Origin of the sequence: Thermoanaerobacter sp. CM-CNRG TB177 (assembly GCF_018588165.1) — a bacterium.
Taxonomy (GTDB): Bacteria; Bacillota; Thermoanaerobacteria; order Thermoanaerobacterales; family Thermoanaerobacteraceae; genus Thermoanaerobacter; species Thermoanaerobacter thermocopriae.
Genome location: NZ_JAFCAC010000093.1, coordinates 35,794 through 48,268, shown reverse-complemented (window position 1 = coordinate 48,268; position 12,475 = coordinate 35,794). Strand labels below are relative to the sequence as shown.

11 protein-coding genes are annotated in these 12,475 nt (G+C 34.0%); 1 reads left to right on the top strand and 10 read right to left on the bottom strand.

Annotation, left to right across the window (positions count from 1 at the left end; all coding sequences use genetic code 11):
• Positions 1 to 3: 3 nt before the first annotated feature.
• Positions 4 to 987, bottom strand: coding sequence for an acyl-CoA dehydratase activase (locus tag I4N53_RS11055; protein ID WP_013150692.1), 984 nt, complete (start codon positions 985 to 987; stop codon positions 4 to 6).
• Positions 988 to 1,119: 132 nt separating this feature from the next.
• Between I4N53_RS11055 and I4N53_RS11050 the strand changes: the two genes are divergently transcribed.
• Positions 1,120 to 2,652, top strand: coding sequence for an ATP-dependent metallopeptidase FtsH/Yme1/Tma family protein (locus I4N53_RS11050; RefSeq protein WP_214496256.1), 1,533 nt, complete (start codon positions 1,120 to 1,122; stop codon positions 2,650 to 2,652).
• Positions 2,653 to 2,665: 13 nt separating this feature from the next.
• Here the strand turns inward: I4N53_RS11050 and I4N53_RS11045 are convergent, their stop codons facing one another.
• The 9 genes from I4N53_RS11045 to I4N53_RS11005 form a co-directional block, all read right to left on the bottom strand.
• Positions 2,666 to 3,367 carry a TIGR01906 family membrane protein gene (locus I4N53_RS11045; protein WP_044018748.1) on the bottom strand — a complete coding sequence of 234 codons (702 nt, stop codon included), beginning with the start codon at positions 3,365 to 3,367 and terminating at the stop codon, positions 2,666 to 2,668.
• A 23-nt stretch (positions 3,368 to 3,390) separates the two neighbouring features.
• A complete protein-coding gene (locus I4N53_RS11040) occupies positions 3,391 to 4,848 on the bottom strand; it encodes a hypothetical protein (RefSeq protein ID WP_214496255.1) in 1,458 nt (485 codons plus the stop codon).
• Positions 4,849 to 5,074: 226 nt separating this feature from the next.
• Positions 5,075 to 5,467, bottom strand: coding sequence for a dihydroxyacetone kinase phosphoryl donor subunit DhaM (gene dhaM / locus I4N53_RS11035; protein WP_214496254.1), 393 nt, complete (start codon positions 5,465 to 5,467; stop codon positions 5,075 to 5,077).
• 14 nt (positions 5,468 to 5,481) lie between these two features.
• Positions 5,482 to 6,120, bottom strand: a complete 639-nt coding sequence (gene dhaL, locus I4N53_RS11030) for a dihydroxyacetone kinase subunit DhaL (protein WP_214496253.1) — start codon at positions 6,118 to 6,120, stop codon at positions 5,482 to 5,484.
• An 18-nt stretch (positions 6,121 to 6,138) separates the two neighbouring features.
• Positions 6,139 to 7,137: a dihydroxyacetone kinase subunit DhaK gene (dhaK, locus tag I4N53_RS11025; protein WP_214496252.1), complete on the bottom strand. Its 999-nt coding sequence runs from the start codon at positions 7,135 to 7,137 to the stop codon at positions 6,139 to 6,141.
• Between the two features lie 396 nt (positions 7,138 to 7,533).
• On the bottom strand, positions 7,534 to 9,168 hold the full coding sequence (locus tag I4N53_RS11020; RefSeq protein WP_214496251.1) for a sigma 54-interacting transcriptional regulator: 1,635 nt from the start codon (positions 9,166 to 9,168) through the stop codon (positions 7,534 to 7,536).
• A 19-nt stretch (positions 9,169 to 9,187) separates the two neighbouring features.
• On the bottom strand, positions 9,188 to 9,553 hold the full coding sequence (locus tag I4N53_RS11015) for a DUF1667 domain-containing protein (protein WP_003866565.1): 366 nt from the start codon (positions 9,551 to 9,553) through the stop codon (positions 9,188 to 9,190).
• A 1-nt stretch (position 9,554) separates the two neighbouring features.
• On the bottom strand, positions 9,555 to 10,814 hold the full coding sequence (locus I4N53_RS11010) for an NAD(P)/FAD-dependent oxidoreductase (protein WP_003866564.1): 1,260 nt from the start codon (positions 10,812 to 10,814) through the stop codon (positions 9,555 to 9,557).
• Positions 10,807 to 12,309: an NAD(P)/FAD-dependent oxidoreductase gene (locus I4N53_RS11005; protein ID WP_003866563.1), complete on the bottom strand. Its 1,503-nt coding sequence runs from the start codon at positions 12,307 to 12,309 to the stop codon at positions 10,807 to 10,809. The genes I4N53_RS11010 and I4N53_RS11005 overlap by 8 nt, the downstream gene beginning before the upstream one ends.
• Positions 12,310 to 12,475: the final 166 nt, after the last annotated feature.

The window sequence follows — 12,475 nt, the reverse complement described above, 5'->3', positions numbered from 1 at the left end:
CAATTAACTAGCTGTATTTGCATGTACTCTTTTACTAGTGTTGTTAGACCACCTGCCGCACTTATCTCCCCATCTTGAAATTACCTCATCTTCTTGTACAAATTCTACGACTTCACATCGATTAGGACAAAAAGTACACTCAAACCCTACTGCTCTATATTTAAAACCACTTACCTCAAAGCCTTTAAAAGAAGTATATCCTTTTTCTTTTACTGCTTCTTTTGCCAAAATTGCTGCCCCGATGGCTCCCATTACGCCGTAATGTTCAGGGACATATACTTTCATCCCCAATGCCTTTTCAAATGCTGCCTTTATTCCCTTATTAGCAGCAACACCACCTTGAAACACTATCGGCTCTTTTATTTCTTTACCTTTCCCTACATTATTTAGATAATTTCTGACAAGGGCATCACACAAGCCACTTATTATGTCAGCAAGAGCATATCCCATCTGCTGTTTGTGAATCATATCAGACTCTGCAAAAACACTACATCTACCCGCAATCCTAACAGGGCTTTTAGATTGTAAGGCTATGTCACCAAACTGTTCAATGGGAATATTTAATCGGTGTGCTTGCTGGTCAAGAAAAGAACCAGTACCTGCTGCACAGACTGTATTCATTGCAAAATCTACTACTACCCCATCTCTTAAAATTATGATTTTTGAGTCTTGTCCCCCTATTTCAATTACCGTTCTTACATCTTTTATTACATTGGAAGCCGCCACAGCATGAGCAGTAATTTCATTTTTGACTATGTCCGCCCCTACCATTAATCCAGTTAATTGCCTTGCACTTCCTGTGGTACCTACTCCTTTAATAACCATATCACCGATTTTATTTTTTATCTCACGAAGAGCAGTTTGAACTGCTTTAATAGGTTGACCCTGTGTTCTTATGTAAATAGAATCTACCACTTTATTGTTTTCATCAATTACAGCAATATTAGTACTAACAGAACCTACGTCTATTCCCATGTATCCTTTCATATCTACCCTCCTAATCGTTCATTTATTTTACATTTTTGCCTTCAAAATCATTTTTTATACTTCTTCAATTAGCGAATAAATTGTATTAATAAGCAAAAACTACATTCAGAATAAAAGTGGGGGCGAGAAATTATGAAAAAGAATTTGCACATTATTATTTTAGTGCTTTCTACATTTATAAATTTACTTTTTATTTACATTTTTATCTCAGAAGTAAAACCAAATTTAGACCTCAATCTCTCTTTTATCTTGACAATAGCAGTAATTGTTGTAACTTACCTACTATTTAAAAATAAATTCTCGGAGCTCATGCCTGTAAACTATAACAATATCACTGAGACAAATGAAGATGCCAGTCACCGAAAAAACAATATCACTTTTAAGGATGTGGCGGGCTTAGATGAAGTGATCGATGAATTAAAAGTTATAATCGACTTTATGACAAATACAGAAAAGTACAACAAAATGGGAGCAAAAATTCCCAAAGGTATATTATTTTACGGACCACCAGGTACAGGAAAAACTCTTTTGGCTACGGCATTAGCTGGTGAAACTAATTCTACTTTTATCAGTGCTTCCGGTTCAGAATTTGTAGAGAAATATGTAGGAGTAGGGGCAAGTCGCATAAGATCTCTTTTCGCAAAAGCAAAAAAAAGCGCTCCCAGTATTATTTTTATAGATGAGATAGATGCTGTAGGAACAAAGAGAAACACCGATAACAATTCAGAAAAAGATCAAACTTTAAATCAACTATTGGTAGAAATGGATGGTTTTAATAGCAACGAAGGAATTATAGTCATAGGAGCAACTAATAGAATTGACATGTTAGATGAGGCCTTACTAAGGCCCGGAAGATTCGATAGAACCATACACATTGGAGCACCTAATATGAAAGCAAGGTTGGAAATATTAAATGTACATACCCGCAATAAACCTCTTGACGAAACTATATCTTTAAGTGAATTAGCACGAAAAACTCACGGTATGACAGGCGCACATCTGGCTACTATGTGTAACGAAGCAGCAATACTGGCTGTGATGAAAAGTAAAAGTAAAATTGGAAAGGAAGAATTTGAAGAAGCATTAGAACGCGTAATCGCAGGCCTTAAAAAGAAAAATCCTTCTGTATTAGAAAAAGAGCGAACAATTGCTGCGTATCATGAAGCGGGTCATGCTCTAATTGGAAAAATTTTAAACGTAAATACTATAGAAAAAATTTCAATCGTCCCTCGAGGTGAAGCATTAGGATATGTATTAAACTTTCCAAAAGAAGATGCCTTTTTACTAACAAAAACAGAATTAAAAAATAAAATAACCATGCTTTTAGGAGGTAGAGCTTCTGAGGAAATAATATTCAATGAAATCTCAACAGGAGCCGAAAATGACTTAAAAGAAGCTACAAAAATTGCCTATCAGATGGTTTGCAATTATGGAATGAGTGAATTGGGAAACAGGGTTTTTGACTTACACATGTTAAAATCCACAGAAATTGTCGATAAAGAAATTGACAAAATTATAAATAGCTGTTATATACTTGCCAAAAAAATATTGCTGGAAAATAAACATAAAGTTATTGCAATAGCCGAAAAGCTTTTAGAAAAAGACTCAATTACAAAAGAAGAATTAGAAACATTATGGGAAGAAGAAAATACTTTATGCGTATGACAAAAAAGCCTATTTAAAAAACAGGCTTTTTTGTCATTTTCATGATCCCATATACTATTCCAAGTATAACTACAAAAGTAAAAAAAGCATTTTTGAAAATTAAAAATACCACATCTTGAAAAAATTCTAAAGGAAACATTTGTATAAGTCTATCTCTTTCAACGTCTAATAACCACAAATCATTGTCAAAAAACACAAGGTGAAAAACAGTAAACCAATTATCAAAATTCAGCATTACTCCTAATGCAAAAACTAACAACAAAATCATTATAAATATAGTACTTTTTAAAAGATAATCTAAGACTTTATAAAAAGATTTTGTAAAGAGAAAATATGTAAAAATTAGTAAAAATACAATTATTGATATATTTCTTATAAAAAAGCCCATTTGAAACAAGTTTTTTACATCTTTCATATGAGCTAATTCTCTATCATTAAACATCCTCTGCCTACTGCCATTAATCTTTGCCATTACATCTAGGGTTTCTTCCTTACCCATTAAATACCTCTGCATTATGTGGGTGACTCTCATAAGCTCTTCAATATTCATACCTGTTACTAACATTACATTATTCTTTACATATTCCTCTTTATAAAAATCATTATTAACTACTACATATTGTAAATTAGTAAGAAGAACAGTTAAAAACAGTGATACAACCATGCCACTGATAAAAAAGGTATTAATAATTTTTCTCACCATTTTAAATAACATCCTTTGCACCTTTTATTATAGCTTCATAAAAGTTTTTTTGTTTTTTTTAAATCCTTGTAAAGCTCTATTTTTTTCGTTACTGTATGCATAAAAGATAATTTTCTACTCTGCGAATTGTCAAGCTCAATAGAATTTTTTATATAATGCAAGACTTCTTTTTCAAAATTTTGAGGTACAGGAATAATTCCCATAAGTCTTCTCAATCTTGCTTTTCTATACTCATTCTTCATGTTTCTTGAAATATCTTCGATTAAAGAAATGACTTTTTTTATTTCGCCTTTTATTACAGCCATATCTATAGGTTCTTCTTCTAATTGACCATCCTCGAGTACAATTTCACTTGTATCATTTAATAAGTTTTCAAATTCTGAAAGTATTTCAATTTTTTGTAATATAACTTCATCTATAATTTCCCCAATATCCAGATCAGAATAGTCAATTTCTCCTAATAATAAATTATACCTATACAATTCGAAATACCAATTAGAAATTACATTATCGCAAGTTTTGATATTTTTTTCTATTTCTTTTAAAGAATTTCTATTTAACTTGTTATAAAAAACTATATAATCCACTATAAAAGGTTCTTTACTAATTAAAGTTTTAAAGCTATTTTTTGATACAAATACTATTAATAGTCTATTTATAATTTTTAAAACAGAAAAACAAACTTCTCTTAATTGTTGGATACTTTCTATTAATTCCATACTTTTTTTAAAGTACGCGTCTACTTCTTCCTGAGTCATATATTTAAAATCCAGTGATTGTAAGTATTCAATTTTCTCAGCAATATGAGGAAAAAAATCGCCATAGCCTTCTATTAATTTACCATAAAAATTTTCCTCTATATCTATTACACTTTCCAAAAAAGCTTCATAATTTGAATAATCCTTTTCCAGTCCCCTCGTTAAATATTCATAAAAGCGCTTTTTAGACATTGCAAAAGGAATGCTAGATATTATTTCTTTTATTCTTTCTTCTTTTTCCTCTTCAACCTCATTTATGAAATTAATAACACTTTCGTAAAATTCCCCCTCATCTATCAATTCTTCAGAAAAAAAATCCCTCGCTCTATCATTTATCACATCGTTAACATATCTCGACTCTACATAATATCCATACAAAACATCAATAGCATTTTCAAAGTAGTCCTTATATTTTCTGACTGCCCTTTCCGTCTTTTTTATTATTTTTTCTTCCATAAATCCGAAATACTGTGTATTATCTACTATATTTTTGATAGTCTCTAAAATGTTTTGTGTTTCTCTATCCAAATATGCCAAAGTATTAGCTCCACTCTTTTTTCTAAATAGTACATGGTATAAGTACACTGTCTCATTAAAAAGTTCTAAAATGCTAATTATTTGTACTATTTCCTCCTGTTTTTTTATTATTCTTTTTAGCAATATAGAAATTTCCTTTGGTGTCTTCGGAGTTTTATTGAGTTGTTCCCGCAATTTCATTACTTCATCTTGTTGCATTGTTACACCTCTCAGTCAATTATCTTTTAACATTTGCGCAAGTTTTTTTGTCAAAATACTTTTTTTATTTATTTTTCACTAAGTCTTTCTACCTCCATTATATTCTTTTTTCCCCGCATAATCAATTTTTCCTGTAATTAAATCTCTTTCAATAGATGTTTGTTAAATTTTGATGAATTTAATGTATTACAAAAAAGTCTGGACTTTGTCCAGACTTAGAATTATTTTACAATTTATTAAGTTTTTTGGATTCCTCTGCAACCGAAAGAACTTTATTAAAATCACTACCTATAGAAGCTTCTACACTAGCTGCAATTGCTCCCTCCACTAAAGGAGCATCGGCAATTTTTACTTTTCCCTCGTATTCTTTTCCCAAAAGCTCTAGTGCCATTTGTGCACTCATTACAGCACTTCCAATATCAACTAAAACTACTACTCCTTCTCCTTCGTCTACTTTTTTAATTTCCTCCATTATCTTAGTAGCATCTGTTCCCAATCTGCCATCTTGTGTCCCGCCAGCTATCCCTATGGAAACCTTTCCGCCTGTCATTTGGCTTGCAAGTTCATAAATCCCCTCTACTATTTTTCTTGAGTGAGAGACTAACACTATTCCAACCATTTTTTCCTCCACCATCATGATAAATTGACAACATCAGAAAAAGTCTTTATCATCAAATATGCTGATGTTGCCCCTGGATCTAAGTGTCCAATACTTCTTTCTCCTAAGTAACTTGCTCTTCCTTTTCTTGCAGAAATATTCTTAGTGTATTCCATTCCCTCTTTTGCAGCATTAGCTGCTCTATTTAATGCTTCAGGTAATGCAATGTTGTTCTCTAAACTATCTTTTAAAGCTTTATATGCAGGTTCAATAGAATCTATCATAGTCTTGTCTCCTGCTTCGGCTTTTCCTCTTTGTTTGATGCCATCTAAAGCAGCTTCAAAGATTTTAACTATATCCTCTTCAGAAAGTTCATTTTTACCCTGAACTACTTGGCCAGCCCTCATAAAAGCTGTACCATATAAAGGACCAGAAGCTCCTCCCACCGTAGATACAAGTGTCATGCCTATAGTTTTTAATATTGTCCCTATATCAGTAGTTTCAGGCAATGTGGTCAATTTTTGCTTTACGGCATTAAATCCTCTATCTAAATTTATTCCGTGGTCCGCATCACCAATAGCAGCATCCAACTCTGTAAGGTACTCTTTATTTTCTTTTATAACCTCTACAATTTTGTCCACAATTTTTAGGACATCATTTTTTGTGATAACCATCTTCTACCTCCTAAAAATTTATAATTGTTTGAAAGCAGGTGTATCAGCCTTTGCATCTAACAATGTTTTAAGTTCTTCATCTAATTTTAATAATGTTATAGAAAATCCACTCATTTCAAGAGAGGTCATAAATTCTCCTACGTATGTTTTGTAAACTTTGATCTTCTTACTCTCTAAGATTTCTGCTACTTTCCTGTTCGCAACATAAAGTTCCATTAAAGGAGTTGCACCAAGCCCGTTTATCATAACAGCAACCTCGTCATTTTCTTTATAAGGCAGGTCATTTATTATTTTCTCCATTAAATGTTCTACTATTTCATCTGCAGGTTTTATTTTTTCTCTGTGAGTTCCAGGCTCTCCATGTATTCCTATACCAATCTCCATCTCATCTTCTGCAAGAGTAAAGCTGGGTTTCCCTGCTGCTGGAACAGTACAGGGTGTTAGTGCCATTCCCATTGACCTTACATTTGCAATTACTTTCTCAGCTACTCTTTTTACTTCTTGTAAGCTAGCCCCTTCTTGTGCCTTTGCACCAGCAATTTTGTGAACAAAAACAGTTCCAGCAATGCCACGTCTTCCCTGCGTCCAAGTGCTATTTTCTACTGCAACATCATCGTTTACTATCACTTCATCTACTTCTATTCCCTCCATCTGTGCCATTTCTCTAGCCATTTCAAAATTCATTACGTCACCTGTGTAATTTTTAATAATCAATAATACTCCTTTTCCTCCATCCACCGCCTTAATCGCTTCATAAACTTGGTCAGGCGTAGGTGAAGTAAAGACAGCACCAGGGCAAGCCGCATCTAACATTCCATAGCCCACATATCCTGCATGAGCAGGCTCATGGCCACTGCCGCCACCACTTACAAGTCCAACTTTTCCTTCTACAGGTGCATCTTTTCTGACAATTACATCTATGTTGTCAAGTTTTCTCAGGTAAGATGGGTGAGCAGCCAATAATCCCCCTATCATTTCTTTCACGACATCATTAGGATTATTAATCAACTTTTTCATAATTTACCTCCTTCCAATTTACTTTTGCCAATTTTTAAATGCAATTTATATGCCAAATAAATGTAGCAAACAGGTATAGCTTGTTGACAAAGTAAAAAATTTTTAAAATAGGATATTTTGCATCGTCACTCCGATGTTCCAAAGCGACAAAACTAAACTCGACCTTCGGGTTCCGGCAGGGTACCGGGCACATTCGACATCCTTGTCTTAGTGCCCGCCTCCGCCATCCGTGGCTACGGCCCTGCCTCCACCTTCGGTTTTGTTAAGTTTTGTTGCCGCTTTGTCACAAGTCGCACCGATTGCAAAATATCCTATTTACGAAAGTTTGTCTACAGTCTGAAATAGCCTTCAAAGGCTATTTTGGTAAAAAGTATCAGCCAATTAATCCTTTTGGAATTATCTATCAACAAGTCCAAATTTCCTTGCTTTTGCAGCAATAGTTTTATGGGTAAGTCCTAAAACTTTTCCTGCTTTATTAAAACTTTTATACCTTTGTAACGCAGCTTTTATTATTTTGCGCTCATATTCTTCCATTGTAAGTAGCTCGTTGTTTTCTCCAAGATAAATAATATCATCATCTGAGATAACAGCACTTTCATTTCGAATATAATGAGGTAAGTCCTTATAATCGATGTAATCATTATCACTCAATGTTATACATCTTTCAATTATATTTTCTAATTCTCGTATATTCCCAGGCCAATCATAATATATCAATGCTTGCATAGCTTTTCTAGTAACCTTTTTTACATTTTTATTTAATTTTTTGTTAAGCTTTTCTATAAAATGTTCCACAAGAAGAGGAATATCTTCTCTTCTTTCTCTTAATGGAGGCAAAATCACAGGTATAACGTTTAATCTATAGTATAAATCTTCTCTAAAAGTCCCCTCTTTTATTGCCTTCTCTAAATTTTTATTTGTCGCAGCAATTATCCTCACATCCACCTTTATAGTTTTTATTCCTCCTACTCTTTCAAATTCTTTTTCCTGAATCACTCTTAAAAGTTTTATCTGAATCTCAGGGGGAATATCTCCTATTTCATCAAGAAAAATCGTTCCCCCATCGGCTAATTCGAATTTTCCTATTTTTTGCGTTACAGCTCCGGTAAAAGCTCCCCTTTCATGTCCAAAAAGTTCACTCTCCAATAGAGTCACAGGAATAGCCGCACAATTTACCCTTATAAATGGTTTATCCTTTCTCTTACTGGCGTAATGTATCGCATTAGCCACCAGCTCTTTCCCCGTTCCGCTTTCCCCTCTTATGAGGACTGTTGAATCAGTTTCTGCAGCTTTAGAAGCAATAGTAAGAGCGTCTTTTAATTTTCCGCTATTGCCTATTATTATGTCAAAAGCTTTGTCAAGTTTTCTATCTCTTTTTAGCTCATTTTCCAAATATTCTATTTGAGGGAAGTCATAAAATACTATAACCGCCCCTTCTATTTTTGTACCTGTATAAATAGGTGTTATATTTGTTAACACCACATTTGTGCCTATTTTTAGTTTTTTATTCATCTCTTCTTTGCCAGTTTTTAACACATCAGCAATTTTTATATCCGACATCACTTCTTGTATTTTTTTCCCTATAGCCTGGTCCATATTAATCCCTGTAATACTTTCAGCTGCTTTGTTAAAAATCATTATTGCCCCATTTTCATCAGTAACTATAAGTCCTGAGCCAATAGAATTAAATATTTTCTCATAGGCTATTGAGGTATTTTTTAAAAGTTCATAAGTAGTTTTTTCTTCCTTTTCTTTCCCTAACTCGTTGTAAAAAAAGCCTTTAAACTCTTTTATAGCATTGTCCACATTTGCTCCTTCTACCACTACTTCTATTTCTTCTCCCCGAGAAGCAAAAAAAGTCACCATTGATAACATACTATTTGCAGGAATCAACCTATTGTCATTTATCTTCCTTAAAAATATGCTTACATTGTTTTGTCTGCTTATGTGACTAACCTTTTGAACAATATGGGCAGCAATCTGAGAATGGATACTCACAGGAGTTCTTAATATTTCCCTTCTTCCCTCCATTTTATCACCACGCAAAAACTTATTTTACATAGAGGTTTCTTGTAGCAATTATGTCAACCCCCGTACCTAAAATGTTCTTCACCACTACATCTCCTATTTTTACAGGAGCTTTAACCTCTACCTTAGCCAATTCAAGCATTATTTCTTGTATCTTTTCTTTTGGAACAGGCTCTTTTGTCCTAACAGATAAGAGTGGAAGATGTCCCCCTATTGCTCTCACACTTGTAGTAATAGTCCTTTTAGGCATAGTAACTTCATTTTTAGCATATTCTAATCCTCTAGAACAAGAATATCCTTTTACGCTTTTTATCTCCCCTCCTTCCATTTCAACTTGTATCCTGCAGCCCAAGGGGCAAACTATGCATGTAATTTCTTTTAGTTCCATTTTATCCCTCCTCAACTAAAAAGACAATACCTTCTTCAAGATTTGCATTTTTTAGTATGTCTTTACTTAAATTTACATCAATCATTTCACCAGGGGTTAAGCGCTGCCTTTTTTGTCTTAGTAAATATTTGTCTCCTGACTTTACTGCTAACATAGCATTGTTATAAACGTTAACAGGTCTCATTCTGAATTTTATCCTTTTTTCTATGTTATCTACATTTATCTTTTGCGGAACAACATAACGTATGCCATTACCAGCTTTTACGGCAATATTGCTTTTTCCAAATTCACCTTCTCGAATAAATCGTATTGCTGAATTAGCTGCCAATCTCGCTTCTGCAGTAACATTGTCAACTAAGTCGTGAACTTGAAGGACATTGCCACAAGCAAAAATTCCAGGAACACTTGTTTCTAACATTTCATTTACAATAGGTCCTCCTGTTATAGGGTCTAGCTCTATACCGGCCTTTTGAGAGAGCTCATTTTCAGGAATCAAGCCAACAGAAAGTATTAACGTATCACAACTTATATACTGTGCAGTCTCCATAATTGGCTCTCTATTTTCATCAACTTTGGCAATTGTAACTCCTTCTACCCTGTCTTTGCCGTGAATTTCAATGACAGTGTGACTTAAAAGAAGAGGAATATTAAAGTCCTCTAAACACTGAACGATGTTTCTTGTAAGTCCACTAGAGTAAGGCATGAGTTCTACAACTGCTTTGACTTTTGCTCCTTCTAATGTAAGCCTTCTCGCCATAATAAGCCCAACATCACCAGAACCTAATATCACTATTTCTTTCCCTGGAAGATATCCTTCCATATTTACATACCTCTGAGCAGTACCTGCTGTGAGAATACCTGCTGGGCGAGTGCCAGGTATCATAATAGCACCTCTCGGCCTTTCCCTGCATCCCATAGCTAAAATTATAGCTCCAGCTTTTATTGTGAACACACCTTCCTTAGAATTAACAGCTTTTACAATTCTATCAGGAGTTATTTCCAAAACCATAGTTTCCAACATTACATTTATGTCATATTCTTCTACTTTATCAATGAATCTTTGTGCATATTCTGGTCCTGTCAATTCTTCTTTAAATTCCTGAAGTCCAAATCCATTGTGTATGCACTGCTCTAAAATACCCCCAAGATATTTATCTCTTTCAATTATGACTATATTTTTTACACCCTTTTCATAGGCTTCTACAGCAGCACCCAAGCCTGCAGGGCCGCCACCTATTATGACTATATCATAGTTAAGCATTCTCATACACCTCTTTCTTTAAAACCTCCGATGCTTTTTCTAATAAAAATTTTTTTGTCTCTGCAGTTAGTATATTCGAATTTCTTCCATGCTTTGTAACCTCAAGAGGAGAAATATTAAGTTCTCTTGCTAATATTTCAACAACTCTCGGCCCACAAAAACTTCCCTGGCATCTTCCCATTCCAGCTCTTACACGCCTTTTAACACCATCTAAAGATTTTGCACCTACAGGTCTTCTTATCGCATCTATTATCTCTCCTTCCGTCACTGTCTCACATCTGCATATTATTCTTCCATAAGCAGGATTTTCTTTTATAAGCTTGTTTCTTTCCTCGTCTGAAAGTTCAGTAAATCTTATGACTGGTTTTCTTTTTGGGTTAAAATCTACTTTTTCAATCAACTGAAGTCCAGCATCTTTAAGTATATCCCTTATCATTTCAGCGATAGCAGGAGCTGCAGTAAAACCAGGAGATTCTATTCCAGCAGCATTTATAAATCCTTTCACATCAGATTCTCCAATTATAAAGTCTTTGTCTTCTGTATCAGGAGTCGCTCTAAGTCCTGTAAACTGAGTGATAGTCTTTCTGACATCAAATTTATCCACACTTCTTTTTGCAACTGTAATTGCTTTATTGAGCCCTTCTCTGGTAGTTGCTTTAAATTCTTTATCTTGTATGTCTTCTGAAGTAGGTCCTATCAATAGATTTCCATCAACTGTAGGAGAAACTAGTATTCCTTTACCCATTTTAGTTGGAACCTGGAATATTACTGTCCTTGCAAGATATCCTTGGTCTTTATCTAATATCAAATATTCTCCTTTTCTAGGATGCACAGAAAATGGCTTCGCCCCTACCATGTTATTTATGACATCTGAATAAAGTCCTGCAGCATTGACAACATATTTACTGTAAAATTCTTCTTTGTGAGTTTTTACTATAAAGAAGTCCCCATTTTTTTTGATATCAATTACTTCTGAATTAAAAACAAATTCTGCTCCATTTTGTGCAGCATTTTCTGCCACTGCAATAGTATATCCATAAGGACATATTATTCCTGCTGTTTTGGCATACAAAGCAGCAACTACAGTGTCATTTATGTGTGGTTCTATCTCTTTGACCATATCTTTTGTAATGAGAGACAACCCTTTGACACCATTTTTTATTCCTCTATCAAACAATTCATAGAGCTCTTTTACCTCTTCTTCAGAAAAAGCCACAACTAAAGAACCTGTTCTCTTTATTGGAACATCCAAATCTTTACACAACTCATCGTACATTTCATTTCCTCTGACATTCAGCATAGCTTTTAAAGTACCAGGTACAGGGTCATAACCCGCATGTAGTATTGCACTATTAGCTTTAGAAGCTCCTTCCGAAGCCACATCTTCACCTTTTTCTACAACTAATATTTTTAATTTGTATTTTGAAAGTTCTCTCGCAATTGAACATCCAACCACTCCAGCACCTATTATCAAAACATCGTACATTTCTTTCATAGTCATAAAACCTCCTTAAAAGATAAAAAAACCATATATAACCGACCCCTGTCGGCTATATATGGTTCTCCAAATCTCCACCATACTCATATTTATTTTTTCTTCTCTTTAATAAATATATTCTACAAACATCTTAAAATTCCTGCTACTTTTTATCAATTTTTTA

Excerpts from the sequence above, each read along its gene's own strand:
- I4N53_RS11055 (WP_013150692.1), bottom strand. The coding sequence starts at position 987 with ATGAAAGGATACATGGGAATAGACGTAGGTTCTGTTAGTACTAATATT.
- dhaK (WP_214496252.1), bottom strand. The coding sequence starts at position 7,137 with ATGAAAAAGTTGATTAATAATCCTAATGATGTCGTGAAAGAAATGATA.
- I4N53_RS11050 (WP_214496256.1), top strand. The coding sequence starts at position 1,120 with ATGAAAAAGAATTTGCACATTATTATTTTAGTGCTTTCTACATTTATA.
- I4N53_RS11020 (WP_214496251.1), bottom strand. The coding sequence starts at position 9,168 with ATGGAGGGAAGAAGGGAAATATTAAGAACTCCTGTGAGTATCCATTCT.
- dhaL (WP_214496253.1), bottom strand. The coding sequence starts at position 6,120 with ATGGTTATCACAAAAAATGATGTCCTAAAAATTGTGGACAAAATTGTA.
- I4N53_RS11010 (WP_003866564.1), bottom strand. The coding sequence starts at position 10,814 with ATGCTTAACTATGATATAGTCATAATAGGTGGCGGCCCTGCAGGCTTG.
- I4N53_RS11045 (WP_044018748.1), bottom strand. The coding sequence starts at position 3,367 with ATGTTATTTAAAATGGTGAGAAAAATTATTAATACCTTTTTTATCAGT.
- I4N53_RS11015 (WP_003866565.1), bottom strand. The coding sequence starts at position 9,553 with ATGGAACTAAAAGAAATTACATGCATAGTTTGCCCCTTGGGCTGCAGG.
- dhaM (WP_214496254.1), bottom strand. The coding sequence starts at position 5,467 with ATGGTTGGAATAGTGTTAGTCTCTCACTCAAGAAAAATAGTAGAGGGG.
- I4N53_RS11040 (WP_214496255.1), bottom strand. The coding sequence starts at position 4,848 with ATGCAACAAGATGAAGTAATGAAATTGCGGGAACAACTCAATAAAACT.
- I4N53_RS11005 (WP_003866563.1), bottom strand. The coding sequence starts at position 12,309 with ATGAAAGAAATGTACGATGTTTTGATAATAGGTGCTGGAGTGGTTGGA.